Source organism: Microbacterium oleivorans (genome assembly GCF_013389665.1).
Lineage (GTDB): Bacteria > Actinomycetota > Actinomycetes > Actinomycetales > Microbacteriaceae > Microbacterium > Microbacterium oleivorans_C.
Map to the genome: position 1 here is coordinate 244,086 of NZ_CP058316.1, position 26,976 is coordinate 271,061.

At 71.6% G+C, this 26,976-nt stretch carries 22 protein-coding genes; 6 read left to right on the forward strand and 16 right to left on the reverse strand.

The window, feature by feature from the left end; all coding sequences use genetic code 11:
* Window positions 1-51 precede the first annotated feature (51 nt).
* From rpe to pyrR, 14 genes are all read right to left on the reverse strand, one after another.
* Window positions 52-723 carry a ribulose-phosphate 3-epimerase gene (rpe, locus tag HW566_RS01275; RefSeq protein ID WP_178009709.1) on the reverse strand — a complete coding sequence of 224 codons (672 nt, stop codon included), beginning with the start codon at window positions 721-723 and terminating at the stop codon, window positions 52-54.
* Between the two features lie 17 nt (window positions 724-740).
* Entirely contained in the window at window positions 741-2,093 is a 1,353-nt protein-coding gene (locus tag HW566_RS01280; RefSeq protein ID WP_178009710.1) for an RsmB/NOP family class I SAM-dependent RNA methyltransferase, read from the reverse strand.
* A complete protein-coding gene (gene fmt, locus HW566_RS01285; protein WP_178009712.1) occupies window positions 2,090-3,007 on the reverse strand; it encodes a methionyl-tRNA formyltransferase in 918 nt (305 codons plus the stop codon). Before fmt ends, HW566_RS01280 begins: the two co-directional genes overlap by 4 nt.
* An 8-nt stretch (window positions 3,008-3,015) precedes the next feature.
* Window positions 3,016-4,983, reverse strand: coding sequence for a primosomal protein N' (locus tag HW566_RS01290; protein ID WP_178009714.1), 1,968 nt, complete (start codon window positions 4,981-4,983; stop codon window positions 3,016-3,018).
* Window positions 4,980-6,173 carry a methionine adenosyltransferase gene (gene metK, locus HW566_RS01295; RefSeq protein ID WP_178009716.1) on the reverse strand — a complete coding sequence of 398 codons (1,194 nt, stop codon included), beginning with the start codon at window positions 6,171-6,173 and terminating at the stop codon, window positions 4,980-4,982. The genes HW566_RS01290 and metK overlap by 4 nt, the downstream gene beginning before the upstream one ends.
* A 120-nt stretch (window positions 6,174-6,293) precedes the next feature.
* Window positions 6,294-6,548, reverse strand: coding sequence for a DNA-directed RNA polymerase subunit omega (gene rpoZ, locus HW566_RS01300; protein WP_023950606.1), 255 nt, complete (start codon window positions 6,546-6,548; stop codon window positions 6,294-6,296).
* A gap of 109 nt (window positions 6,549-6,657) precedes the next feature.
* Complete coding sequence (gene gmk / locus HW566_RS01305; RefSeq protein ID WP_178009717.1) at window positions 6,658-7,554, reverse strand: guanylate kinase; 897 nt, start codon at window positions 7,552-7,554, stop codon at window positions 6,658-6,660.
* Window positions 7,547-8,419 (reverse strand): orotidine-5'-phosphate decarboxylase, encoded by an 873-nt coding sequence (gene pyrF / locus HW566_RS01310; protein ID WP_178009719.1) that lies wholly within the window; start codon window positions 8,417-8,419, stop codon window positions 7,547-7,549. The genes gmk and pyrF overlap by 8 nt, the downstream gene beginning before the upstream one ends.
* Window positions 8,416-11,703, reverse strand: coding sequence for a carbamoyl-phosphate synthase large subunit (carB, locus tag HW566_RS01315; RefSeq protein ID WP_178009721.1), 3,288 nt, complete (start codon window positions 11,701-11,703; stop codon window positions 8,416-8,418). The genes pyrF and carB overlap by 4 nt, the downstream gene beginning before the upstream one ends.
* The gene (gene carA / locus HW566_RS01320; RefSeq protein WP_178009723.1) at window positions 11,703-12,851 is read right to left on the reverse strand and encodes a glutamine-hydrolyzing carbamoyl-phosphate synthase small subunit; all 1,149 of its coding nucleotides are present in this window, start codon (window positions 12,849-12,851) and stop codon (window positions 11,703-11,705) included. The genes carB and carA overlap by 1 nt, the downstream gene beginning before the upstream one ends.
* Window positions 12,848-13,369 carry a PH-like domain-containing protein gene (locus HW566_RS01325; RefSeq protein ID WP_178009725.1) on the reverse strand — a complete coding sequence of 174 codons (522 nt, stop codon included), beginning with the start codon at window positions 13,367-13,369 and terminating at the stop codon, window positions 12,848-12,850. Before HW566_RS01325 ends, carA begins: the two co-directional genes overlap by 4 nt.
* Window positions 13,366-14,676 carry a dihydroorotase gene (locus tag HW566_RS01330; RefSeq protein WP_178009727.1) on the reverse strand — a complete coding sequence of 437 codons (1,311 nt, stop codon included), beginning with the start codon at window positions 14,674-14,676 and terminating at the stop codon, window positions 13,366-13,368. Before HW566_RS01330 ends, HW566_RS01325 begins: the two co-directional genes overlap by 4 nt.
* Entirely contained in the window at window positions 14,673-15,638 is a 966-nt protein-coding gene (locus HW566_RS01335; RefSeq protein ID WP_178009729.1) for an aspartate carbamoyltransferase catalytic subunit, read from the reverse strand. Before HW566_RS01335 ends, HW566_RS01330 begins: the two co-directional genes overlap by 4 nt.
* On the reverse strand, window positions 15,635-16,165 hold the full coding sequence (gene pyrR / locus HW566_RS01340) for a bifunctional pyr operon transcriptional regulator/uracil phosphoribosyltransferase PyrR (protein ID WP_178009731.1): 531 nt from the start codon (window positions 16,163-16,165) through the stop codon (window positions 15,635-15,637). The genes HW566_RS01335 and pyrR overlap by 4 nt, the downstream gene beginning before the upstream one ends.
* Before the next feature lie 144 nt (window positions 16,166-16,309).
* On the opposite strand from pyrR, the gene mvk reads away from it, so the two are divergent.
* Genes mvk through HW566_RS01370 form a run of 6 tightly spaced genes read left to right on the forward strand, consistent with a single transcriptional unit; the run spans window position 16,310 to window position 22,681 of the window.
* A complete protein-coding gene (gene mvk / locus HW566_RS01345; RefSeq protein ID WP_178009732.1) occupies window positions 16,310-17,314 on the forward strand; it encodes a mevalonate kinase in 1,005 nt (334 codons plus the stop codon).
* The gene (gene mvaD / locus HW566_RS01350) at window positions 17,311-18,279 is read left to right on the forward strand and encodes a diphosphomevalonate decarboxylase (RefSeq protein WP_178009734.1); all 969 of its coding nucleotides are present in this window, start codon (window positions 17,311-17,313) and stop codon (window positions 18,277-18,279) included. The genes mvk and mvaD overlap by 4 nt, the downstream gene beginning before the upstream one ends.
* A 2-nt stretch (window positions 18,280-18,281) precedes the next feature.
* Window positions 18,282-19,418, forward strand: a complete 1,137-nt coding sequence (locus tag HW566_RS01355; protein WP_256728810.1) for a phosphomevalonate kinase — start codon at window positions 18,282-18,284, stop codon at window positions 19,416-19,418.
* Window positions 19,408-20,487 carry a type 2 isopentenyl-diphosphate Delta-isomerase gene (gene fni / locus HW566_RS01360; protein ID WP_178009736.1) on the forward strand — a complete coding sequence of 360 codons (1,080 nt, stop codon included), beginning with the start codon at window positions 19,408-19,410 and terminating at the stop codon, window positions 20,485-20,487. The genes HW566_RS01355 and fni overlap by 11 nt, the downstream gene beginning before the upstream one ends.
* Complete coding sequence (locus HW566_RS01365; protein WP_178009738.1) at window positions 20,484-21,530, forward strand: hydroxymethylglutaryl-CoA reductase; 1,047 nt, start codon at window positions 20,484-20,486, stop codon at window positions 21,528-21,530. Before fni ends, HW566_RS01365 begins: the two co-directional genes overlap by 4 nt.
* Window positions 21,527-22,681: a hydroxymethylglutaryl-CoA synthase gene (locus HW566_RS01370; RefSeq protein ID WP_178009740.1), complete on the forward strand. Its 1,155-nt coding sequence runs from the start codon at window positions 21,527-21,529 to the stop codon at window positions 22,679-22,681. The genes HW566_RS01365 and HW566_RS01370 overlap by 4 nt, the downstream gene beginning before the upstream one ends.
* Window positions 22,682-22,786: 105 nt before the next feature.
* Here the strand turns inward: HW566_RS01370 and HW566_RS01375 are convergent, their stop codons facing one another.
* Both HW566_RS01375 and HW566_RS01380 read right to left on the reverse strand, forming a co-directional pair.
* Window positions 22,787-25,711 carry a UPF0182 family membrane protein gene (locus HW566_RS01375; RefSeq protein ID WP_178009742.1) on the reverse strand — a complete coding sequence of 975 codons (2,925 nt, stop codon included), beginning with the start codon at window positions 25,709-25,711 and terminating at the stop codon, window positions 22,787-22,789.
* Between the two features lie 43 nt (window positions 25,712-25,754).
* Complete coding sequence (locus tag HW566_RS01380; protein ID WP_178009744.1) at window positions 25,755-26,876, reverse strand: YlbL family protein; 1,122 nt, start codon at window positions 26,874-26,876, stop codon at window positions 25,755-25,757.
* Between the last annotated feature and the right edge of the window lie 100 nt (window positions 26,877-26,976).

Below are 26,976 nucleotides of genomic sequence, written 5' to 3' on the forward strand. Positions count from 1 at the left end.
CCAGCCAGGTTACCGGGAGCCGAGGCCCTCGCAGACCCGACCGGCCCGGCGTCAGTGCCGGTGGGCCACCGCGGCGATGCCACGCAGGCTCGCAATCGCAGCATCCGGATCACTCGCACCGAAGACCGCCGAGCCGGCGACGAAGGTGTCGGCCCCGGCCGCGGCGGCCTGCGCGATCGTCGATTCCGAGACGCCGCCGTCGACCTGCAACCACACCGACGAGCCGCGACGGCGCGCCTCGTCGGACAGCAGCCGCAGCTTCGGCATCTGGTCGGCCAGGAAGCTCTGCCCACCGAAACCGGGCTCGACGGTCATCACCAGGATCTGGTCGAACTCGTCGAGCACCTCGAACAGTCCCTCCACCGGGGTACCGGGTTTCACCGCGACCCCCGCACGCGCGCCGATGGACCGCAGCCGGCGAGCGAGGGCGACGGGGTCGGCTGCCGCCTCGAGGTGGAAGGTCACGCTCGCCGCGCCGAGCTCGGCGTATCCGGGCCCCCATCGGTCGACGTCGGAGATCATCAGATGTACATCCAGCGGCACCGGGCTCGTCGCCTGGATGCGCTCGACCATCTGCGGCCCGAAGGTGAGGTTGGGCACGAAGTGGTTGTCCATGACGTCGACGTGCACGAAGTCCGCCGAGCGGATGCGACCGAGCTCCGTCTGCATGTTGACGAAATCGGCGGCCAGGATGCTCGGGTTGATGCGGACGGCGTCGCTCATCCGACCATTATCGGGGGTCATCGTCGCTGAAGCAGCGTGACCGACATCGCATCGGTGCCGTGGCGATGAGGCCAGAGCTGGGCTCGCCCCGACGCGTCGCCCGGGTCCGGCAGATCGAGGTCGCCGCGCGCCGCATCGCGGAGCACCGCTCGCGCGTCGAGCTCGTCGAGGTCCTCGCGCCCGCGTCGGACGTCGGCGACGACGGCGGCGGTCTCGGCCAGATGCGGCGAGCAGGTCACGTACGCCACGATCCCCCCGGGCGCGAGGGCATCGACCGCGGCGGTGAGCAGCTCGCGCTGGAGCGTCGACAGGTCGGGCACGTCGGCGGGCGTCTTGCGCCACCGCGCCTCGGGCCGGCGTCGCAATGCGCCCAGACCCGTGCACGGGGCATCGACGAGGATGCGGTCGTAGCGACCACGCCCGGCGCGCGTGCGACCGTCCTCCTCCGACACCGGAACCTCGAGCGGCACGCCCGCGACGGACGTCCGGACGAGCTTCGCCCGCACCGGTGAGATCTCGTTCGCCTCCAGCGACGCACCGCCCGCGAGCGCTTCGGCGGCCAGCACGGCCGTCTTGCCGCCGGGAGCGGCGCACAGGTCGAGCCAGCGCTCCCCGGCACGAACCGGACGTGCGCGGGCGAGCGCGAGGACGGCGAGCTGCGAGCCCTCGTCCTGAACGCGGATGCGGCCCCCGGCCGCTCTCACGACCGGCTCGGGGTCGCCGCCACCGAGGCGGAAGCCCAGCGGTGAATAGGGCGTCCGCGACGCGTCGGCGGGGATCTCGGCGAGCCCGGGCAGGGCCGCCATCGTCACCGAGGGCGAGACGTTGTCGGCGGCGAGGAGCTCCTCGAGCTCGTCCTGGCGGCCCTCGGCCGCCAGGGCGCGACGGAAGGCGCGGATGATCCAGACCGGGTGGGCGTAGCGCAGCCCCAACCGCTCGTCGTCCGAGCGCGCCGCGTCCGCGACGCGCTGCAGCCAGTCGCCCGGGTTGTCGCGCGCGATACGGCGCAGCACGGCGTTCGCGAACCCGGACGCGCCGGCCGCCCCGGCACGACGGACCAGCTCGACGCTCTCGTTGACGGCGGCGTGCGAGGCGACCCGGGTTGACAGCAGCTGATGGACGCCGAGCCGCAGCGCGTCCCGCACCGGCGGGTCGATCGCCTCGACCGACCGCCCCGAGGCGTGTTCGATGATGGCGTCATAGGTGCCCCGACGCCGCAGCGTGCCGTAGGTGAGTTCGGTGGCCAGTGCCGCGTCGGCCGCGGACAAGCCGGCACGCCGCAGCTCCTGCGGGAGGAGGAGATTCGCGTACGCGTCCGATTCGTCGACGGCCCGCAGCACTTCGAACGCGACGCGACGCGCCGGGCTCACGAGCCCACCTCGATGCTCTCGACGCGCTGCCCGCGCCACCAGTCGGCGGCCGGCATCGCGCCGCGGCCGGCCGGTTGCACGCTGCGCAGCAGCACCGTGCCCGCGCGCGTGCCGACGAGCACGTCCTTGCCGACGAGGCGGATGGTCCGCGGCGGCACCGACGCATCGGGCCCGCGCATCGCGGCGAGGATCTTCAGGCGCTGCCCGTCGATCGTCGTGTGCGCGCCAGGCTCGGGGGTGGTGCCGCGGAACCGGTCGAGCACGTCATCGGCGTCCAGGTCGAAGTCGAGGAGACCGTCGGCGAGGGCGAGTTTGGGGGCGAGTGACGCCTCGCCGCGCTGCGGCTGCGCGTGCGCGGTGCCCGCGGCGATCGCGTCGACGACGCCGGCGAGGGTGTCCGCTCCCACTTCGGCGAGGTCGCGGAGCACCTCCCCCGCCGTCGCGCCGCGAGGAACGTCGTACCGGGCCTCGGCGAACACGTCGCCGGCGTCCAGCGCCGGCACGAGCTGGAAGACGCTCACCCCGGTCACGCGATCGCCCGCGATGAGAGCGCGCTGCACCGGCGCCGCACCCCGCCAGGCCGGCAGCAGCGAGAAGTGCAGGTTGATCCACCCGTGGGCGGGATGCGACAGGAGCGGCTCGCGGACGAGACCGCCATAGGCGACGATGACGCCGAGGTCGGGCCGCCAGGAGGCGATCGCAGCGGTCGCGTCGTCACCCAGCCGGTCGGTCTTGAGCACCGGGAGACCGAGCTCGTCGGCCAGTGCGGCGACCGGCGACGGTGTGAGGACGCGCTTGCGCCCGAGCGGCGCGTCACGCCGGGTGACGACGCCCACGACGTGGTGGCCCGATGCTGCGAGACGTCGCAGCGACGGAAGTGCGGGTTCGGGGGTCCCGGCGAACACGATGCGCATAGCGCTCCTCACAGGTCGAGATCGGGCACGTCGAGCCGTACCTTGAGTGTATTGCGCGGTCCCGGGCTCGCACCGCGGCGGCGGCGGCCACGTAGCGCCTCGGCGATGACGGCGGCCCGGAGCGAGTCGGCCACCGCGCGGCCGTGGGCGTACTCGAATCGCACGAGCGCGCGTACCGTGCCCTCCTCGCGCGGCACGGGACCGAGGACGGCGCCGTCGGCGAGCGGAGGCACATCCGCGCGCAGCTGCTCGATCGCACCGCTGACGGCCGCGATCGACCCTTCGATGGCGGCCACCCGCACGGTCGGCGGCATCTGCAGCGGCGCGCGCTCCGACAGCTCGGTACGGGCGTACGCGGGCTGCGTCCAGGTCGCGAGCGCCCGGGCGGCCGGTCCGGCCACGCCGACCAGGTGGACGGGTGCGCCGGGCGCTGCCAGAGCGGCGGCGTCGGACCACCACCGCAGACACGCCTCGGCGATGCGCAGCTGCTCGGTCATCAGCATCCGGTCGCCGTCGAGCAGGATCACCGCCCGGTACCCTCCGGGCACGAACGGCTCGGCGCCGCGCGTGGCGATCACCAGCGCCGGGCGCGGTTCGACGTGGGTCATCTGATGCTCGCCGTCCGAGACGATCACCCGGGTGTTGGGGAACGCACGGCCGAGCTCGTCGGCGGTGCGTTCGCTGCCCGAGGACGCCATGCGCAGCCGCGGCGACGAGCATGCCGCACACGCCCAGGCCGGTGCGGACCTGCCGCACCAACTGCAGTCGGGGACAGCTCCGGGGCGACGGGCCCGCAGCGGACCGGCGCAGTGCGGGCAGCGTGCCGGCGTGCGGCAGTCGGCGCACACCAGCACGGGCGAGTAACCGGGGCGCGCGACCTGCACCAGCACGGGGCCGTCCGCGAGCGCCTCGCGAGCGGCGGCGAACGCGGCCGAGGGCACGCGGGTGCCGCGCGACTCGCCTTCGCGCGTCGCCGACAGCACGACCTTGGGGCTCTCCCGGCGACGTGCGGGCACGTCGCGCACCCACCCGAGCGCGACGAGCCGTTCGACATCGGTCGAGCGGGTGAGACCGGCGAACACGAGCGCGCTGCCCTCGAGCTCCTGCCGCACGAGCGCGGCGTCCCGGGCGTGGACCCCGGGGCTCAGCGGCTCGGCCAGCAGCGGGTCGCCGTCGTCCCAGATCAGCACGGCGCCGACGTCGTGGGCGGGGGCGTAGACGCTGGAGCGGTTGCCGACGACGATGCAGGGGGTGTCGGCGAGCAGCCGCAGATAGCTCGCGTAACGTTCGGGTCCCGAGCGACGGGCGTCGTCGCGGACGACGGCCGACTCCGGGACGCGGGTATCCAGGACCGTCAGCACATGCGCCTCGTCGCGATGGTCGGGGACGACGATGACGGCGCTGCGTCCGCTCGCGAGCGTCTCGACCGCGATCGCGACGAGCAGCTCGGCCCACGCGGGCACCTCGGCGCCGGGCCGCGGCGGTGCATCCAGAGCCACGCGCTCCCCGGCCGCAACCGCGTTCAGCAGGTCCGGATAGGCGCCCGCGACGCCCTGCGCCCAGGCGCGGTCGCCGTCGTCGACGACCGGCGCCTCGGGAGGCGGTGCGCTCGCCCACGCCTTCTCCGCCCTCACCATGCGCTTGGGGATGACGAGTCGCAGGATGTCGCTCGCCGAGCCGGCCGCGCGGTCGGCCGTCCGGCGTGCCGTGGCGTACAGCGCCGCCGGCAGGACGGCGACGGTCGAGACGACGTCCTCGAGCGAGGAGAGCGGGCGATCGCCGTCGTTCTCCTCGGCGAGGTCGACGAGATAGCCCTCGACGGTGCGCCCGACGGTCCGCAGCGGGACCTTCACACGCACACCGGGGTTCGCGCGGGCCACGAGCTCGTCCGGGACGAGGTAGTCGAAGAGCCGGTCGAGCTGGGGCAGCGGCGAATCGATGAGCACGCGCGCGACGCGGCGCGGGGCGGTGCTCACAGGCCGGCGGCGGCGCGCAGCTCCTCGACCCGGTCGGTGCGCTCCCACGTGAACTCGGGCAGCTCACGGCCGAAATGCCCGTATGCGGCCGTCTGGGCGTAGATGGGCCGGAGAAGGTCGAGACGGTCGATGATGGCCTGCGGGCGCAGATCGAAGACGTCCCGGATGGCGGCGGTGATGACCTCGTCGGAGACGGTCCCGGTTCCGAAGGTCTCGACGTACAGGCCGACGGGCGCCGCTCGACCGATCGCGTATGCCACCTGCACCTCGAGCCGCTCGGCGAGCCCGGCCGCCACGGCGTTCTTGGCGACCCATCTCATCGCATAGGCCGCCGATCGGTCGACCTTGGAGGGGTCCTTCCCGCTGAACGCCCCGCCGCCGTGGCGGGCGGCGCCGCCGTAGGTGTCGATGATGATCTTGCGGCCGGTCAGCCCGGCGTCCCCCTTCGGCCCGCCCGTGACGAACGGCCCCGCGGGGTTGATCACGTACTCGACGTTCGAGAGGTCGAGCCCGGTCTGCGCCAGGATCGGCTCGATGACCTCGGCCTGGACGGCCGCCCGCAGCGCGGCCAGCGAGATGTCGGGCTGGTGCTGGGTCGACAGCACGACCGTCTCGACGGTCTTCGGCGTCGCCCCGTCGTACCCGAGGGTCACCTGCGTCTTGCCGTCCGGGCGCAGGAACGGCAGCGCGCCGCTGCGGCGGGCGGAGGTCAGCCGCTCGGCGATGCGGTGGGCCGTCCAGATCGCGGTCGGCATGAGCTGGGGCGTCTCGTTCGTGGCGTAGCCGAACATGATGCCCTGATCGCCCGCCCCGAGCGCATCGGTCGGGTCGATCGATCCTTGCTCGCGATGCTCGAGCGCGTTGTCGACGCCGGCGGCGATGTCGGAGGACTGCTCGCCGATCGAGACCGTGACACCGCACGAGTCGCCGTCGAACCCGGTCTCGCTCGAGGTGTACCCGATGCGGTTGACCACGCCGCGGACGATGCCGGGGATGTCGGCGTACCCGTCGGTGCGGACCTCGCCGGCGACGTGCACGAGCCCCGTGGTCACGAGGGTCTCGACCGCCACGCGCGAACCCGGGTCGACGGCCAGGAGCGCGTCGAGGATGCTGTCGGAGATCTGGTCGCAGATCTTGTCGGGATGCCCCTCGGTGACGGACTCGGACGTGAACAGGCGCAGCGGGCTCATCGGGGCTCCCCAGAGACGTGACGGGACGGGATCGGTGTCGGGACGGCGAGAACGATTCTGCCCGCGGCCACCGACGTACGGCTGCCGCGGGCAGGAATGTGACGGCGCGAGACCGTCGGATCAGTCGAGCGAGCGGAGCCGCAGCTTGTCTTCGTGGATCTCGTGCATCGCGATGGTCAACGGCTTGTCCTCGACGGAGGAGTCCACGAGCGGACCGACGTTGTCGAACAGGTTGCCCTCGTGCAGGTCGGAGTAGTAGTCGTTGATCTGACGCGCACGCTTGGACGCGTAGATCACCAGCTGGTACTTCGAGTCGACCTTGTCGAGCAGGGCGTCGATGGGCGGGTCGATGATGCCTTCGTTGCTTCCGGCCATGGCGGATCCTTCCGGGATCGATGTGGTGGAGAGTCTGCTGCCGCGCTGTGCGAGCGCAGGCATCCTGCCATTCTACAGTGCGCGGGCTCGGGTGCCGCCGGCGACGCGGTCAGTGCGCGAGCGCGGCGACCTCGGCGGCCGCCCGGGGCACCGTGTCGTTGACGACGCGGAAGTCGAACTCGCCCTGCGAGGCCAGCTCGACCCGGGCGGTGCGCAGGCGGCGCGCCCGCTCCTCGGCGTCCTCGGTGCCGCGACCGACCAACCGGTCGACGAGTTCGTCCCAGCTGGGCGGCAGCAGGAACACCAGGGTGGCGTCGGGCGCCGCGGAGCGCACCTGGCGGGCGCCCTGCAGATCGATCTCGAGCAGCACGGTGCGGCCCGCTGCCAGCGCCGCGTCGATGGGCGCGCGGGGCGTGCCGTAGCGATGCCGGTTGTGGACGGTGGCCCACTCCAGCAGGGCGTCCGCGGCGATGAGCCGATCGAACTCGGCGTCGTCGACGAAGTAGTAGTGCTCGCCGTCGACCTCCCCGGGCCGCGGAGAGCGCGTCGTCGCCGAGACCGAGAGCATGATCTCGGGGTGGTTGTCACGGATGTGCGCGGCCACCGTGCCCTTCCCCACGGCCGTGGGACCTGCGAGCACCAGCAGCCGAGATCGTCCGGAGCGGGGCTGCGGCTCGGGGAGGCGCGCGTCGAGGAACGCCTGCAGGTCGACACGCTGCCGCGAGCCCAGGCCGCCCAGCCTCTTCACCGGCGAGATGTCGAGATCGGCGAGGATGCGGTCGCGCTTGTTCTCGCCGATCGCCGGGATGGCCGTGAGGAAATCGGTGATGCGCAGGGAACCGGCGGCCGAGTCCGGGTCGGCCCACGCTCGACGGAGCAGCTCCTGCGGCGAGATGACGCGCATCGCGACATCCTTCTTCAGGCTCGCGCGCTCGCGCCGCACGGCGACGGCACGACGCGACGCGGCGACCCGGTCGACCTCGGGCGGGTGGGGGCGCTCAGCCACGGGCTTCCTCCTCGGGTGCGGCCGCGAGCTCGTCGCGGTGGGCCTCGATCGCGGCACCGACGCCGTCGGGACCGGCGTCGAGGATGCTGCGGCTCGCGCTCGCGATGACACGGGGAGCGTGAGACCCGAAGACGGCCCTCACCTCGCGCAGTCCGACTCCCTGCGCACCGAAGCCGGGCGCGAGGATGGGCGCACCGCGGAGCGCATCGTCCGACAGGCCGAGCTCGCGGCGGTCGACGGTGGCTCCCACCACCAGGCCGACCGGACCGAGTCGGCCCGCCGCGCCGGCCCCCCGGTTGGCCCAGCCGACGCCGGTGGCGACCCAGTCGGCGACGGTCTGACCGCGGCCGGCGTCGACGACGGTCACCTCGGCCGACTGCAGACCGGCCGCCTCGGGATTGCTGGTCGCGGCGAGGACGAAGACGCCCTTGCCCGCGCGGGCGGCCGCGGTGATGACGCCGCGCAGCGAGCCGGGTCCGAGGTACGGGCTCACCGTGACCGCGTCCGCCTCGAGCGGCGCGCCGGGCTCGAGCCAGGCTGCCGCGTAGCCGTCCATCGTGCTTCCGATGTCGCCTCGTTTGGCGTCGGCGATCACGATCAGCCCCGCTTCGCGCGCAGACGCCTGCACGTCCTCCAGCGCTGCGAAGCCCGCAGAGCCGTAGCGCTCGAAGAACGCGACCTGGGGTTTGACGATGCCCACCCGACCTGCTGCGGCCTCGACCACCCGCAGACCGAACTCGCGGGCGCCGGCAGCCGAGGCCGGCAGCCCCCACCCCGCCAGCAGCGCGGCATGCGGGTCTATCCCCACGCACAGCCGGCCGTGGCGCTCGAACGCGCGCTCGAGGCGCTCACCGAATCCGATCACACGCGCGCCGCCCGCTCGCGGGCGTAGTCCTGCAGGCTCTTGACCGCGAAGCCCTCGCGCAGCACCGGGAGCGCGCTGACGGCCGCGCCGAGCACGGCCATCGTCGTGAACAGCGCCCGGTCGCCGGCGACGGCGGCCGCTCGGATCTCGTAGCCGTCGGCGCGGGCCACACCGCCCGAAGGGGTGTTCACCACCATGTCGATCTCGCCCGCATTGATCAGGTCGACGACGTTGCGCTCCCCCGACTGCTGGGTCTCGGAGTACTTGCCGACGACCTCGACCCGGATGCCGTTGCGGGCGAGGATCTCAGCGGTGCCCTCGGTGGCCACGAGCCGGAAGCCGAGCTCCTGCAGCCGGTGGGCCGGCAGGATCACCGCTCGCTTGTCGTCGTCGGCGACCGAGAGGAACACCGTGCCCGAGGTCGGCATCCCGCCGTAGGCGGCAGCCTGGCTCTTGGCGAAGGCGGTCGGGAAGTCGCGATCGATGCCCATGACCTCGCCGGTCGAGCGCATCTCGGGGCCGAGCACGGAGTCGACGGTCCGGCCGTCCGCGGTGCGGAACCGCTTGAACGGGAGCACGGCCTCCTTCACGGCGACCGGCGCGTCCAACGGCACGCGCGAGCCGTCCTCGACGGGAAGCAGGCCTTCACCCTTGAGCTCGGCGATCGTCGAGCCGGCCATGATGCGCGAGGCGGCCTTGGCGAGCGGGATGCCCAGCGCCTTCGACACGAACGGCACCGTGCGGCTCGCGCGGGGGTTGGCCTCGATGACGTAGAGCACGCCGGCCGACACCGCGAACTGCACGTTCAGCAGCCCGCGCACCCCGACGCCGCGGGCGATGGCGAGGGTCGCGTCCCGCACGCGGTCGATCTCGGTGCGTCCGAGCGACATGGGCGGCAGGGTGCAGCTCGAGTCGCCGGAGTGGATGCCGGCCTCCTCGAGGTGCTCCATGACTCCGCCGATGTAGAGCTCGTCACCGTCGAACAGCGCGTCGACGTCCAGCTCCACGGCGTCGTCGAGGAACCGGTCGACCAGCAGCGGCAGGCCCGGCCCGATGATGGCCTGGTCGGCCACGCGTACGAAGTAGTCGCGCAGGCTGTCGGTGTCGTAGACGATCTCCATGCCGCGTCCGCCCAGGACGAAGCTCGGGCGCACCAGCACCGGGTACCCGATCGACTCGGCCACCGTGACGGCACCCTCGACGTCGATCGCGGTGCCGTTGCGCGGGGCGACGAGGCCCGCGTCGTCGAGCAGGCGCGAGAACAGCTCGCGCTCCTCGGCGAGATCGATCGCGGCGGGCTGCGTGCCGAGGATCGTGTACCCGGCCGCCTCGATGCCCTTCGCGAGGCCGAGCGGCGTCTGCCCGCCGAGCTGGCAGACGACGCCGAGGATCGTGCCGGACTTCGCCTCGGCGTGCAGCACCTCGAGGACGTCCTCGAGGGTCAGGGGCTCGAAGTAGAGCCGGTCGCTGGTGTCGTAGTCGGTCGAGACCGTCTCGGGGTTGCAGTTGACCATGATCGTCTCGTAGCCGGCATCCGACAGCGCGAAGCTCGCGTGCACGCACGAGTAGTCGAACTCGACACCCTGGCCGATGCGGTTCGGGCCCGAGCCGATGATGACGACCTTCGTGCGCTCCGAGGGCGTCACCTCGGTCTCGGTGTCGTACGAGGAGTAGTGGTACGGCGTGAGCGCCGGGAACTCTCCGGCGCAGGTGTCGACCGTCTTGAACACCGGACGGATGCCGAGCCCGTGGCGGGCGCTGCGCACCTCGTCCTCCTCCAGGCCGCGCAGCTGCGCGATCTGCGCGTCGCTGAAACCGTGGTCCTTCGCGATCCGCAGGACGTGCTCGTCGAGCTCCGCGGCGCCGGCGACGAACTCGGCGACCTCGTTGATGAGGGCGATCTGATCGAGGAACCACGGATCGATCGCGGTGGCCTCGAACGCCTGCTCGGTCGTGGCCCCCTTGCGCATCGCCTGCTGCAGCACGACGATGCGGCCGTCGGTGGGCGTCTTCGCGATCTCGAGCAGTTCCTCCGCGGATCGCGTCTCGTCGCCCCAGTGGAAGCTCGACCCGCGCTTCTCGAGCGAGCGGAGCGCCTTCTGCAGGGCCGTGGCGTAGTTGCGTCCGATCGCCATCGCCTCGCCCACCGACTTCATGGTGGTCGTCAGCGTGGTGTCGGCGGCGGGGAACTTCTCGAAGTTGAACCGGGGCACCTTCACCACGACGTAGTCGAGCGTGGGCTCGAAGCTCGCCGGCGTCACCTTGGTGATGTCGTTCGGGATCTCGTCGAGGCGGTACCCGATGGCGAGCTTGGCGGCGATCTTCGCGATCGGGAAGCCGGTCGCCTTCGACGCGAGAGCCGACGAGCGCGAGACGCGCGGGTTCATCTCGATGACGATGATGCGCCCCGTGGCCGGGTCGACGGCGAACTGGATGTTGCACCCGCCCGTGTCCACCCCGACGGCGCGGATGATGTCGATTCCGATGTCGCGGAGCTTCTGGTACTCGCGGTCGGTGAGGGTGAGCGCCGGGGCGACGGTGATCGAATCGCCGGTGTGCACGCCGACGGGGTCGACGTTCTCGATCGAGCACACGACGACGGTGTTGTCGGCCGTGTCGCGCATGAGCTCGAGCTCGTACTCCTTCCACCCGAGGATCGACTCCTCGAGCAGCACCTCGGTGGTGGGCGAGTCGCGCAGGCCTGCGCCGGCGATGCGGCGCAGGTCGTTCTCGTCGTAGGCGAAGCCCGACCCGAGACCGCCCATGGTGAACGAGGGGCGCACGACGAGCGGGTAGCCGAGCTCGGCGGCACCGGCGAGCACCTCGTCCATCGTGCGGCAGATGCGGCTGTCGGCCACGTCCGCACCCGAGTCCAGCACGAGCTGCTTGAAGATCTGGCGGTCCTCGCCCTTGTTGATCGCCTCGAAGTTCGCACCGATCAGTTCGATGTCGTACTTCTCGAGGATGCCGTTCTTGTGGAGGTCGATGGCCGCGTTGAGCGCGGTCTGGCCGCCGAGGGTCGGCAGGATCGCGTCGGGGCGCTCCTTGGCGATGATCGTCTCGATGACCTGCCAGGTGATCGGCTCGATGTAGGTGGCATCGGCGAAGTCGGGGTCGGTCATGATCGTCGCCGGGTTGGAGTTGACGAGGATGACGCGCACGCCCTCCTCGCGCAGGACCCGGCAGGCCTGGGTGCCGGAGTAGTCGAACTCGCAGGCCTGGCCGATGACGATCGGGCCGGACCCGATGACGAGGACGCTGTGGATGTCGTCGCGCTTGGGCATCAGTTGTCGTTCTCCTGGTTCGCGACGACGAGGTCGCGGAAGCGGTCGAAGAGGTAGTTGGCGTCGTGGGGACCGGCCGCGGCCTCGGGGTGGTACTGCACCGAGAAGGCGGGCAGATCGAGGGCGCGCAGTCCCTCGACGACGTTGTCGTTGAGCCCCACGTGGCTCACCTCGACGCGGCCGTAGCCGGCCGGGCTGTCGGTGACGCCCTCGGTGGGCGCATCGACGGCGAATCCGTGGTTGTGCGCCGTGATCTCGACGCGGCCCGTCTGCTTGTCGAGCACCGGCTGGTTGATCCCGCGGTGGCCGAACGGGAGCTTGTAGGTGCCGAAGCCGAGCGCACGCCCGAGCAGCTGGTTGCCGAAGCAGATGCCGAAGAACGGCAGCCGGGAGTCGAGCACATCGCGCAGGAGCGCGACGTGGTGATCGGATGCCGCGGGGTCGCCCGGACCGTTGGAGTAGAACACCGCGACCGGGTCGATGGCGCGCAGCTGGTCGATCGTGACGTTCTGGGGCAGGACATGCACATCGAAGCCGCGCGCCGCGAGGTTGTCGACCGTCGCCTGCTTCACGCCGAGGTCGAGCACGGCGAGGTTGCCGATGCGCTCCCCCGTGGCCGCCGTCACCTCGGCCGATGCCACCGAGACCTCGGCCGAGAGATTGCGGCCGCTCATCTGCGGTGCCTCGCGCACGATGCGCAGCTGCTCGTCGGGATCGATGTCGGCGGCGTCGCCGCTGAAGACGCCGCCGCGCATGGACCCGGCCGAGCGCAGCACGCGCGTGACCGCCCGGGTGTCGATGCCGCTGATGCCGACGATGCCGTCCTGCTCCAGAGATTCGTCGAGGGAGTTCTCGGAGCGCCAGTTCGACACGACGCGCGCCGGGTCGCGCACGATGTACCCGGCCACCCAGATGCGTCGGGACTCGACGTCCTCGGCGTTCATGCCGGTGTTCCCGATGTGCGGTGCCGTCTGCAGGACGATCTGACCGGCGTACGAGGGATCGGTGAGCGTCTCCTGGTACCCGGTCATGCCGGTGGCGAAGACGACCTCGCCGAGTGTGGTGCCGCGAGCGCCGTAGGCGCGTCCGACGTGGCGGGATCCGTCCTCGAGCACGAGAACGGCGGGGTCGCGGGTGAACAGGGTCACGCGTCGCCTCCTGGGGTCTGGGTGGGGGTCAGAACGGATCGGATGGCCTCGGCCAGGGCGCGGGCCGAGGCGGTCTGGGGCCGGAAGTAGCTGTCGACGACGCTCTCGCCGTCGATCCGCCAGCACAGGCGGGTCAGGCCCTGCTTCTCGACCACGCGGTCGATGGCGACCGTCGCCTGGTCGACGGAGACGATGCGGTCGGCCCGGATGAACAGGCGCGGCTGCCCGGTCAGGTCGATCGCGACGCCCGGCGCTGCGCCGCCGGCGACGATGACGTCGACCCGGGAGCGGAAGCCCAGACCGCGGATCGCGAGGCGCTCCAGCGGCTCGTCGTGGCGCGTCGTGGCGACGTAGAGGCCCGAAACGGAGGCGGTCTCGACCGCGCCGACGGGCAGTTCGCCCACGGGAGCGACGAGCCCGCCGTCGCGTCGAGTACGTCGTCGCCAGGCCCAGACGCCCAGGGCCAGCAGCACGAGTGCGACGGCGACCATGACCAGCAGGGCGCCCTCGCGGGTCATGCGAGCGCTCCCGGCTCGGCCAGGAGCGCGCCGTCGGCCACGGTGGGGACTCCGCCGAAGAAGGTCCATCGCACCTCCCCGGGCAGCTCGCGGCCGAGGTAGGGCGAGTTGACGCTGCGCCCGCGCAGATCGGCATCCGTGAACGGGCGCACGGGGCGGGGGTCGTACAGCGTCAGCGACGCGGGCTGTCCGGGTGCGATCGGCGTGCCGGCGCCGGGCAGGCGCCCGATGCGGGCCGGCGCCGTCGACATGACCCGGGCGACGTCCTCCCACGTGAGCATCCCGGTGTCGACGACGGCCTGCTGCACGACGCGCAGCGCCGACTCCAGGCCGACCATGCCGTTGGCCGCCGCCGCCCACTCGCAGCTCTTGGCCTCGGCGGGGTGGGGGGCGTGGTCGGTCGCGACGATGTCGATCGTGCCGTCGGCGAGGCCCTCGCGCACCGCGAGCACGTCCTCGTCGCGCCGCAGCGGCGGGTTGACCTTGAACCGTGCGTCGTACCCGCGCACCAGCTCTTCGGTCAGCAGCAGATGGTGGGGCGTCACCTCCGCGGTCACGTCGACACCGCGCTTCTTGGCCCACCGGATGATGTCGACCGAGCCGGCGGTCGAGAGGTGGCACACGTGCAGCCGGGAGCCGACGTGCTCGGCCAGCAGCACGTCGCGGGCGATGATCGATTCCTCCGCCACCGCGGGCCATCCGGCCAGCCCGAGCTCGGCCGAGACCGTGCCCTCGTTCATCTGGGCGCCCTCGGTCAGCCGCGGGTCCTGCGCGTGCTGGGCGACGACGCCGTCGAACGACTTCACGTACTCGAGCGCGCGCCGCATGATCAGCGGGTCGAAGACGCAGAAGCCGTCGTCGCTGAAGACGCGGACCCGCGCCCGCGAGGACGCCATCGCGCCGAGCTCGGCGAGGCGCTCGCCCTTCTGCCCGATGGTCACCGCGCCGATCGGCTGCACGTGCGCGAAGCCGGCGGCCTCGCCGAGGGCGAGCTCCTGCTCGACGACGCCGGCGGTGTCGGCCACCGGCGAGGTGTTGGGCATCGCGAACACGGTGGTGAAGCCGCCGGCCGCGGCGGCGCGCGTGCCGGTGAGGATCGTCTCGGAGGCTTCGTAGCCGGGCTCCCGCAGGTGTGTGTGCAGGTCGACCAGACCGGGCAGGGCGATCAGCCCGTCGGCGTCGACGAGGGAGGCCCCGGCCGCGCTCAGCCCGGTGCCCGTCTCGACGATGCGTCCGTCGACGACGACGATGTCGGTCGCGGCGCCGCCGCTCGGTCGTGCTCCGCGGATGAGGAAGCTCTCGCTCATCGTCCGTCCTCCTCAGCTTCGATGCGCTCGCCCGCCAGCAGCAGGTAGAGCACGGCCATCCGCACCGAGACGCCGTTCGCCACCTGCTCGAGCACGGTCGAGCGCGGCGAATCGGCAGCGGCGGCGGAGATCTCCATCCCCCGGTTCATCGGGCCGGGGTGCAGCACAATGCTATCGGCCGGAAGCGCCCCCAAGCGCGCGGCGTCCAGCCCCCACGTGCGGGAATACTCCCGTTCAGTGGGGAAATACGCGGCGTTCATGCGTTCGAGCTGGATACGCAGCATCATGAGCGCGTCGGGGCCGTCGGCGATGGCGTCGTCGAGGTCGTAGACGACCCGCACCGGCCAGGCCGAGACGTCCTGGGGTACGAGGGTGGGCGGGGCGACGAGGGTCACCTCCGCGCCGAGCGTCGTGAGCAGCCACACGTTCGAGCGGGCCACGCGAGAGTGCAGCACATCGCCGACGATGGTGACCCGGAGCCCGGCGAGATCCCGCCCGCGGCTCGCGTCGCCGAAGAACCGCTTGCGCACGGTGAAGGCGTCGAGCAGAGCCTGGGTGGGGTGGGCGTGGGTGCCGTCGCCGGCGTTGACCACGCCCGCGCTGATCCATCCGCTCGTGGCGAGGGTGTGCGGTGCGCCCGACGCGCCGTGCCGGATGACGACCGCGTCGGCACCCATCGCCTGCAGCGTCTGCGCGGTGTCCTGGAGCGATTCGCCCTTGGACACCGACGAGCCCTTCGCCGAGAAGTTGATGACGTCGGCGGACAGGCGCTTCGCCGCCGCCTCGAACGAGATGCGGGTGCGCGTCGAGTCCTCGAAGAAGAGGTTGACGACGGTCTTGCCCCGCAGCGTCGGGAGTTTGCGCACCTCGCGGTGCTGCGTAGCGGCCATGTCCTCCGCCACGTCGAGGATGCGCAGCGCGTCGGTTCGGCCGAGTCCCTTGGTGTCGAGCAGGTGCCTCATGAGCCGATCGTCACCTCCTCGATGCCGTCCGCCTCGCGCAGCCGCACGTTCACGCGCTCGTCGCGGGCGCTCGGCAGGTTCTTGCCGACGAAATCCGGGCGGATCGGGAGCTCGCGGTGGCCGCGGTCGATCAGGGTCGCCAGCCGCACGGCGGCGGGCCGGCCGATGTCCTGCAGCGCATCGAGCGCGGCGCGGATGGACCGCCCCGAGAACAGCACGTCGTCGACGAGGACGACCGTCCGTCCGTCGATGCCTCCGGCGGGGATCTCGGTCGGCTGCGGCGCGCGCGTCGGATTGCGGTGCAGATCGTCGCGGTACATCGTCACGTCGAGCGCACCGACCGGTACGGGAACGCCGGAGATGTCGGCGAGGATCGCGCCGATGCGGGCGGCGAGCGGGACGCCTCGACGAGGGATGCCGAGGATCACGAGCTCTGCGGGGCCCCGGTTGGACTCGAGGATCTCGTGCGAGATCCGCGTCAGGGCCCGGGCGATGTCGGCTTCATGCAGCACGGTTCGCGTGCTCATCCGCCGCTCCCTTCTCCGCCTCACGGGACGGTGTTAAAGGTTGCTGGGTGCGGCGCCCATCCTAGCGCCCGCAGCGCCCTCCGGTCACATCGGATGCGTCTCCAGCCCGGGTGCGGGAGGGGCTGTTACGCTCGTCGAAATTCCATGACTGCATCGACCGACGTCCCCATCGCACCGGACGCTCATCCGCACGCGGCGACGAACGGCTCAGCCGTGGCGCCCGTCGCGACGGGCCGCGCCGGTGCGAAGGCTATCCTCCTCGGCGAGCACGCCGTCGTCTACGGGCGTCCGGCCATCGCGATCCCGGTGCGTGCGCTGGGCGCTCGTGCCGAGGCGCGGCCCGCCGTCGCAGAACCCCGCCTGTCGAGCGCCCTCTACCACGGGGCGATCTCGCGGGCGCCCGAACGCCTCGGGGTGACCTTGACGGCGCTGTCGGCCGCGCTCGAGGCCGCGGGCGGCCGCGCCGTGCCCGTCGACATCGCGATCGAGAGCAGCATCCCCGCCGAGCGCGGCCTCGGCTCGAGTGCCGCGGTCTCGGCTGCGGTCATCGAGGCGACGCTCCGCGCCTGCGGCGTGACGGTCGACGACGAACGCCTCCACGAGCTCATCCAGACCGCCGAGCGCGCCGCCCACGGCTCACCCAGCGGACTGGACGCCCGCACGGTCCGCGCGCGGGCCGCGGTGTGGTTCGACGGCGGACGCATCGAACCCGTCAGCGTCGGGCGCGACCTCACCTTCGTCATCGCCGACAGCGGCGTACGCGGGCGCACGCGCGAAGCGGTGGCCGCCGTCGCCGCTCGCCGCCACGACGACCCGGAGGGGGTCGAGGCCGCCCTCGACGAGCTGGGAACGCTCGCCACCGCCCTGCGCCGGGACGTCTCGTCGGGCGCGCGGGACGACATCGGCGCGGCCATGAGCCGGGCGCACGTGCTGCTGGACGGGCTCGGCGTCGGCGACCCGGCGCTGGACCATCTCGTGCGCGCGGCCATGTCTGCGGGCGCGCTCGGGGCCAAGCTCACCGGCGGCGGCCGCGGCGGCTGCGTCCTGGCCCTCGCACCCGATCTGGATGCCGCGGCCGCACTCAGCGACCGACTCACCCGCGCCGGCGCCGCCGCGGTCTGGACCACCACCGTCGAAGGAGCGGCATGACCTCCGCGACCGCCACCGCGCACCCCAACATCGCCCTCGTGAAGTACTGGGGCAAACGCGACAGCGACCTGAACCTGCCGGCGACCGGCAGCCTGTCGATGACGCTCGACATCTTCCCCACCACGACGACCGTCACCGTCGACGACGCGGCCGACGGCGACGTGCTCGTGTTCGGCGGCGTGATGCGCTCCGACGGTCCGGCGCAGCGCGTCACACGCTTCCTCGACCTCGTGCGCCAGCTGGCCGGCAGCGATCGTTTCGCGCGGGTGGAGACGGCGAACACCGTGCCGTCGGCCGCCGGGCTCGCGTCGTCGGCCTCGGGCTTCGCGGCTCTCGCCCTCGCCGCGTCCGCTGCGTACGGGCTCGACCTCGACGTCCCCGCCTTGAGCCGGCTCGCGCGACGGGGTTCCGGCTCTGCTTCGCGCTCGATCATCCCGGGGTTCGCGGTGTGGCACGCGGGCGACGACGACACGACGTCGTTCGCCGAGCCCCTCGACGCCCCCGACCTCGCGATGGTCGTGGCGATGGTCGAGAAGCGCGAGAAGCCGGTGTCCAGCCGTGAGGCGATGCGTCGCACGATCCTCACCTCGCCGTACTACCGCGCGTGGGTGGAGTCGACCGCGGAGACCCTCGATGCCGCCGTGCTGGCGTGTGCCGACGGCGACGTCGACCGGCTGGGGCGCATCACCGAGGTCAACGCGCTGCGCATGCACGCCCTCATCCAGTCGTGCGATCCTCCGATCCGATACCTGACGCCGGTGAGTGTGGAGATCTTCGACCGCGTGGCCGCGCTGCGCGAGAGCGGAGTCGGCGCATGGGCCACGGCCGATGCCGGCCCCAACGTCGTGGTGCTGACCCGCCCGGACGACGTGCCCGCCGTCACCGCCGCCCTCTCCGGCCTCGCCGAGCTCGCCGTGGCGCGCCCGGGTCCGGCGGCCGCGCTGACCGGGCGGGCGCACGGGTGAGCGTGCCCACCCAGCCGGACGCCATCGTCGTCCGAGCACCGGGGAAGCTCTTCGTCGCGGGCGAGTACGCCGTCGTCTCACCCGGCGAGCCGTCGGTGCTGATCGCGGTGGACCGCTACCTCACCGTCTCGCTGACCCGGGGCGTCGACGCCGGCAGCATCCACTCGCCGGAGTACGGCCGGATGCCGGTGCGCTGGACGCACGGCGCCGACGGCCTGACCCTCGACCGCGAGCACCACCCCTACGACTACGTGATCGCTGCGATCGAGGTCGCCGAGCGGTTGCGCGCCGAACGCGGGATCGAGCCGCGATTCTTCGACTTGCGCATCGACAGCGGCCTGGACGACCCGAGCGGACGGAAGTTCGGACTCGGATCGTCGGCGGCCGTCACGGTGGCCACCATCGCCGCGATCGATGCGTTCTACGGTCTCGGACTGGGCCTGCGCGGGCGATACGAGCTGGCGATGCTCGCCACCATCGCCGTCGCCCCCAACGCCTCGGGCGGCGATGTCGCGGCCAGCACCTACGGCGGCTGGATCGGCTACCGCTCGCCCGACCGCGACCGCCTGCGAGCGGCTCGAGCCCAGATCGGCGTCGACGCGATGCTGGGCTCGGAGGTCTGGGCCGACACCGAGATCGTGCGCCTGGAGCCGCCCGCCGGTCTCGACCTGCTCGTGGGCTGGACGGGGCACCCCGCCTCGACGGAGCGCCTCGTGAGCGGCGTCTCGCGGGGCACGAGCGCGACCGGACCCGACCAGGCCGCGTTCCTGTCGGCCTCGCGCGAGTGCGTCGGCGACCTGTGGCGCGCCCTCTCGCCCGCGGCATCCGGCGACCCGGTCGAACCGGCCGACGATCAGCTGGCGCTCCGCGCGATCCGGCGTAATCGTCGGCTGCTCCAGCATCTGGGTGAGCGCTCAGGCGTCACCATCGAGACCGACCGGCTGCGCATCCTCTGCGACGCGGCGGAAGGCATCGGGGCGGCGGCAAAGCCCTCGGGCGCCGGCGGCGGCGACTGCGGCATCGTGCTCGCTCCCGCCGACGCGGACGTGGCCGGGATGCTGCGCACCTGGGAGACCAACGACATCCGACACCTCACGATCGGCGTGCACCCGCCCGAAGGAGAGAACAATGACGGCTGAGCGCTCCTCCGAACGCAAGGACGACCACGTCCGTCTCGCCGACGCCCAGCAGCGCGAGGCCCCGCGCCCGAACGGCTGGGACGATGTGACCTTCGTCCACCACGCCCTGGCGGGCGTCGACGCGGATCGGGTCGACCTCGGCGTCGAGGTCGCCGGGAAGCGCTGGGCCCTGCCGTTCTACGTCAACGCCATGACGGGGGGCAGCGCGTCGACGGGAGTCATCAACCGCGACCTCGCGATCGCGGCACGCGAGACCGGCGTCGCCATCGCGTCTGGCTCGCTGAGCATCGCCCTGGACAACCCCGAGCTGCTCGGCACCTTCCGCGTCATCCGCGACGAGAACCCGGACGGCTTCGTCATGGCCAACGTCGGCATCGAGCGCGGGCCCGACGACGCTCGTCGCGCCGTCGACGCCCTCGGCGCCGACGCGCTGCAGGTTCACGTCAACGCGGTGCAGGAGACGGTGATGCCCGAGGGCAGCCGCTCCTTCTCGAGCTGGCCCGCCTCCCTCGAGGCGATCGTCGCGGGCGTGGACGTGCCCGTCGTGGTCAAGGAGGTCGGTTTCGGTCTGAGCGCTGCGACCCTCACGCGGCTGGCGGACATGGGCGTGCGATACGCCGATGTGTCCGGCGTCGGCGGCACCGACTTCGTCCGTGTCGAGAACGACCGCCGCGCCGGTCGCGATTACGCGTACCTCGCGGGCTGGGGCCAGTCGGCCGTGGAGTGCCTGCTGGAGGCGCCGCTGCACGCTCCGACGCTGTTCGCGTCGGGGGGTGTGCGCACCCCGCTCGACGTCGCACGGGGGCTCGCGCTCGGCGCCCGCGCCGTCGGCGCGTCCGGGTCGTTCCTCTCGGTCGTCATCGACGGCGGCGCCGAGGCGCTGATCTCCCGGATCCGGGAATGGTCTGACCACCTCGCTGCGTTGCATTCACTGGTGGGGGCGACCACTCCCGAAGCCCTTCGCCATACCGACCTGATCGTCCGAGGTCGCGCCGCCGATTTCGCGCGCGCCCGCGGCGTCGATCTCGACAGCCTGGCGCGACGCGCCGGCGGGAAGGACGCGCGATGAGCGCCGAGTTCACCCCCATCCCCCTGCGCTGGGTCGGCCCGCTGCGATTGACCGGCGACGTCGAGACCGAGCAGGATGTGCCGCTGGCCACGTACGAGTCGCCCCTGTGGCCCTCCGTCGGACGCGGCGCCCGCATCTCCCGCCTCGTCGACGACGGCATCCGCGTGACGGTCGTCGACGAGAGGATGACGAGGTCCTCGCTGTTCGTCGCCGAGAGCGCCGCCGCCGCCGTCGCCGCCTCGCGCGCGATCGGCGCGCGTTTCGACGACCTCGCCGCCGCGGTCTCGGAGCGCAGCAGGCACGCGCGCCTGATCGACCTCGACACCGAGATCGTCGGCAACCTGCTGTACCTGCGCTTCGCGCTGACCACCGGCGACGCCTCGGGTCACAACATGGTCACCCTCGCCGCCGAGACTCTGATGGAGCGCGTCCTGTCGTGGCACCCCGAGCTGTCGTACGGCTCGATCTCGGGCAACTACTGCACCGACAAGAAGGCCACCGCCGTCAACGGCATCCTCGGTCGCGGCCGGAGCGTCATCGCCGAGATCCTCATCCCCGCCGAACTCGTCGACAAGCAGCTCCGATCGACCGCCCAGCGGATCGTCGACCTCAACGTGCAGAAGAACCTCGTCGGATCCACCATCGCAGGCGCACTGCGCTCGGCCAACGCCCACTACGCCAACATGCTGCTGGCCTTCTACCTGGCGACGGGCCAGGACGCCGCGAACATCGTCGAGGGCTCTCAGGGATTCACGTGGGCCGAGGTGCGCGGCGACGGCGACCTGTACTTCTCGTGCACACTCCCCCACCTGATCGTCGGGACGGTCGGCAACGGCAAGGACCTGCCCGCCGTCGACGATGCGCTGACCCGACTCGGGTGCCGCGAGGATCGCGCACCCGGCGAGAACGCCCGACGGCTGGCTAGCCTCATCGCCGCCACCGTCCTCTGCGGCGAGCTCTCCCTGCTCGCCGCCCAGACCAACCCTGGGGAGCTGATGCAGTCGCACCTGCTCCTCGAGCGCCGGAAGGACTCCTCGAAGTGACCACCATCGGAATCCACGACCTCGCCGTCGCGACCGCCTCGCACGTCGTCGAGCTCGACGACCTCGCCGAACGCGCCGGCATCGACCCCGCGAAGTTCCGCGTCGGACTCGGCCAGGAGCAGATGAGCATCCCCGGCCTCGACGAGGACATCGTCACGATGGGAGCCGCGGCCGCGCAGCGCATCATCGACCGTCACGGAGTCGACGGCATCCGCACCCTGTTCTTCGCGACCGAGACCGGCATCGATCAGTCCCGCGCTGCCGGTGTCCACGTGCACGAGCTCCTGGACCTCCCCCGCTCCGTGCGCGTCGTCGAGTTGAAGCAGGCCTGCTACTCGGCGACCGCGGCCCTGCAGGCAGCCGCAGGCCTCATCGCGCGCAACCCGGGCGAGCGCGTGCTGGTCATCGCCAGCGACGTCGCCCGGTACGAGCTCGACACCGCGGCCGAGCCGACGCAGGGCGCGGGCGCGGTCGCCTTCCTGGTGTCTGCCGATCCCGCGCTCGCGGTGCTCGAGCTCGCCGCCGGCGTGCACACGGCCGAGGTGGACGACTTCTGGCGGCCCAACGACAGCGTCACGGCCGTCGTCGACGGCAAGCTGTCGGTCAGCGCCTACCTCGACGGTGTCGCGGGCGCGTGGGACGACTACCGTTCGCGCGGGGGTGTGGACATCGCCGACATCGACTGGTTCTGCCACCACCAGCCGTTCACCAAGATGGCCGTCAAGGCGCATCGGGCGCTCGGCCAGCACGTCGGCGTGGAACTCGATCCCGAGCTGGTGACCGCGACGACGGGCTACAACCGCCGTATCGGCAATTCCTACACCGCGTCGCTCTACATGGCCCTCGCGGCGCTCTTGGACGGCGAGAACGACCTGGCCGGATCGCGCATCGGTCTGTTCAGCTACGGCTCCGGTTCGGTGAGCGAGTTCTTCACCCTCGTCGTCCAGCCCGGTTACCGCGAGGCGACGCGCGGCGCCGAGACCGAGGCGATCCTCGCGGCTCGGACACCGGTCGACGTCCCCACCTACCGGGATCTGCACGACGCCGCGCACCGCGACAGCACCGTCGACGTCGAGATCGAGCCCGCCTCCGCGGGGCCGTTCCACTTCGCCGGGCTGGCGGGTCGGGCGCGCCGGTACGGCCGCGACTGACCGGCCACGAGCGACGAGCTCCCGCACACAGCTCACGCAACAGGGAAGGGCCCCGGCTGATCAGCCGGGGCCCTTCCCTGTTGCGGTGACGCCGCCGCGCCTGACTCAGCCCTGCTCGCCCAGCTCCAGCAGTCGGGCGATGGCCGCCGTCAGCTTGGCGTCGGCCTCGCCGTACGCCGCCCAGTCGGCGTTCTGCATCGCCGTGTTGCGCTCGGCGAGGGCGTCGCGGGCCTGGTCGAGCGCCTGCTGGTAGTCGAGGCTCGGGACGGTCGGCGCGGTAGTCCCGCCGTCTTCGCCGGGCGTGGTCGGCGCCGGGGTCGGAGTGGTCCCCTCCTCGCCGGGTACGGGATCGGGCACGACGTCGGTGTCTCCGGTGCTCGCACCCGAGTCACCGCGGAAGAGCACGTCGAGCGCCTCCTGGAGCGTGTTCTCGAACGCGACCTCGTCACCGAAGCCCACGAGAACCTTCTGCAGCGTCGGGAGCTTGGTGGCACCGGAGGACTGCACGAAGACCGGCTGCACGTAGAGCAGCCCGCCGCCGACCGGGAGCGTCAGCAGGTTGCCGTTGATGACCTCCGACTGGCCCTGCTGCAGGATGTTGGAGAACGACGACACCTCGGGATCGGCGTCGAACGTGTTCTGCACCTGTCCGGGGCCGGCGACCGGGGTCTCGGCGTTGATCTCGAGCATCCGGAGCTTGCCGTACTCTCCGCTGACGGTTCCCGCCTCGGCACCGGCGTCGGAGTCGACCGACAGATAACCCATCAGGACGTTCCGGGTGTCCTGTCCACCGGGGATGAACGACGAGAACATCGAGTACGACGGAGCCTCCTGCCCCGGCATCTTCATCGTCAGGTAGTAGGGCGGCTGGAGCTGGGTGTCCTGCTGCGGGTCGTTCGGGGTCTTCCACGCGTTGTCGCGCGAGTAGAACGACTGGGCGGTGTCGACGTGGTAGGTGCCGAGCATGGCGCGCTGCACCTTGAACAGGTCGGTCGGGTAGCGCACGTGGCTCATCAGGTCGCCGCTCATCTCGCTGATGGGCCGCAGCGTGCTCGGGTAGACCTTCTGCCATGTCTGGAGCAGGGGGTCCTCCGCGTCCCAGGCGTAGAGGGTCACCTCGCCCGAGTATGCGTCGACGGTCGCCTTCACCGAGTTGCGGATGTAGTTGATGTTGTCCAGAGCGACGCGCGGCTGCGGGTTGGACGAGTCGGAGATCGCGTCGCTGAGGCTGACGATCGACGAGTACGGGTAGTTCGCGCTCAACGTGTAGCCGTCCACGATCCAGACGATGCGCCCGTCGACCACCGAGGGGTAGGGGTCGTTGTCGAGCTCCAGGTAGGGAGCGACCTTCTGCACGCGCTCAGCCGGCGACCGGTCGTAGAGGATCTGCGAGTCCTCGTTGATCGCATCCGAGAACAGGATGTCGGTCGACTGGAACTTCAGCGAGTAGATGAGGCGGTGGAAGACGTCCCCGATCGAGGGGCCGCCCTCGCCGTCGAACGTCGTCTTCGTCTGGCTCTCGCCCTCCTGGCCGCGCGGATAGTCGAGTTCGATGGGCGAGGTGCCCTCCGGAGCGCCGACGATCGAGTACGTGGGAGAGAACTCGCCGAAGTAGACCCGGGGCTCGTACTCCTGCTCGAGGGTGAGCTCGCCGGATGCCGGGATACCACGCTCGACGAAGACGGGGTTGCCGTCGGCGGTGCGCTCGTTGCCCTTGGCGGCGACCATGCCGTAGCCGTGGGTGTAGACCAGGGTCGTGTTGTACCACGAGGCGGCGTCGCCGAGCTGGTTGACGTTGAGCTCGCGCACCGACACGACGGTGTCCTGCGACTCGCCGTCGATCTCGTAGCGGTCGACGTCGAGGGGTTCGGCGAACTGGTAGTAGGAGCGGTACTGCTCGATCTGACGCACCGTGGGGCCGATGATGGCCGGGTCCATGATGCGGATCGAGGCGGTGGTGTCGGCGTCGGCGCGCAGCTGACCGGGCTCGACGTCGGTGACCGCCTCGAAGTCGGTCTTCTCGAGGCCGTCGATGCCGTAGGCCGCCTTGGTGCCCTCGATGTTGCGCTCGTAGAACTGCGACTCGAGGGTCAGCTGATTCGGTCGGACCTGCACGTTGTCGACGAACCACGGGTAGGCGATGCCGACGACGAGGGACGAGACGATGAGCAGACCGGTGCCGATGAGGGGGTAGCGCCAGCGGCCGATCACAGCGGTGACGAAGAATGCGACGGCGACGATGCCCGCGGCGATCGCCAGGATCGCCTGCCCGGGGATGACGGCGTTCACGTCGACGTAGGCGGCACCGGTGATGCGGTCGTTGGGGGTCACCAGGGTCCGGTAGCGATCGAGCCAGAGGCTCGCGCCCTGCACGAGCAGGTACACGCCCGCGAGGATGGCGATCTGGATGCGCGCCGACTTCGAGATGCGCAGCTCGCGCTGACCGACGCGCACCGAGCCGTACAGGTACGACACCAGAGCGGTGACGAGGAGGCAGACGATGACGATCGCCGAGACGAACCCGATGGCGGCCGAGAGGAACGGCATCGTGAAGAGATAGAACCCGGTGTCGAGGTTGAACTGCGGGTCCGTGACCCCGGTGGTCACGCCGTTGAACCACAGCGCCACGGTCTCCCACTGCGCCGAGGCGGCGAAGCCTGCGAAGAAGCCGAAGAAGGTCGGGATGCCCCACATGCCGAGGCGGCGGAGCGGTTCGACGACCTCCTGGTAGCGGTCGAGCTGCGAGCTCAGCCGCGCGTAGACGGGACGCAGCCGGTAGGCGAGCTGGATCGACAGCCACACCGGAACCGCCATCGCGACGAAGCCGACGACGAACATCAGGGCCCGCGCGGTCCACTGTGTGACGAGGACGTTGTCGAAACCGAGCTGGCGGAACCACAACCAGTCGGCGTAGAGGCTCGCGAAGATGAAGAAGGCCACCACGACGGCCGCGATGACGGCGAGGGTGATGGCTATGGCGCGGCGGGATCTGCTGGGTGTGGCCGGGTTCGGCGCTGAGGTCGTGGTCACCTCTCCATCCTAGGCGCCGCCCTGCTGGGGGGACGCCGAGCGCTCAGCCCGTCGTGCAGGTCGGGAGCGCGTCGAGGTCGCCGCCGGCGGTCACGGTCTCGATCGCCGCCAGCGCATCGTCGAGGTCGGCGACGGAGAAGACCCGCAGCCCGTCCGGGACGTGCCCGACGACCTCGTTGCAGTTGCGCTCGGGAGCGAGGAACCAGTCGGCGCCGGCATCCTTCGCTCCGTAGAGCTTCTGCCGGATGCCGCCGATCGGCCCCACCGTACCCTCGGCGTCGATGGTGCCCGTTCCGGCGAATCTTTCGCCGGAGGTCAACTCACCGGGGGTGAGGGTGTCGATGATGCCCAGCGCGAACATCATGCCGGCGCTCGGGCCGCCGACGTTGTCGAGCTGGAGGGTGACCTCGATCGGGAAGTCGAAATCCTGCGCGATCGTCACGCCGATGGCCCACCGGGTCTCGCCGTCGATGGTCACCTCGGCCGGCGTCACCTCCTGCTCGATCGTCTCGGCGCCCCGCTCGACCGTCAGGGCGACAGGGGCGCCGTCGCCGGCGCCGATCGCATCCCGCAGCGCGGCCGTCGTGGTGACCGGTCGGCCGTCGACCGCTCGGATGATGTCGTTCTGCTCCAGGATGCCCTGGGCGGGCGAGTCGTCGGTGAGCTGGAAGACGCGCACGAGCGACTCGACGTCGTAGCCGAGCTCGGTCAGGGCCGCCGCCGTGGCCTCCTTCTGCGAGTCGACCATCAGCGCGGCGTTCTCGTCGTTGCGCTGCTCGGTCGTCACCCCGTCGGGGAAGATGTCGTCGATCGGAACGACGGCACGGGACGGGTCGAACCAGGCGCCCGCCAGCTCGAACCACGAAGGCGTCCGTTCGCGGTTTCCGAGGACCTCGACGGTCAGCAGGTCCAACGAGCCGGAGGTCGGGTAGGTCTCCGCGCCCGACACGCTGATCAGCGGCCGCTCGTCGCCGTCGCCGGTGGTGACGCTGCCGAGCGTGTCGTAGACCGGCCCGGGTCGCTGGATGACGAACGAGGTGGGCACCAGCGTGAGCACGAGCAGGGCCACGAGCGACAGCGACACCGCCCACAGGCCGGCGAGGGCCGGACGGCCGAGGCGCCGCCGAGGCGCGGGAACGGGGGCGTTCTCGTCGAAAAGTGACACGTGCTGCTTTCTGGTCCCGGTCGTTCGCGACCGGCGAAAGCGAACGGGGGTCGTTCGAGCCGTGCGACGAGGTCGTGCGGCTAGCGTAGAACGCGAGCTG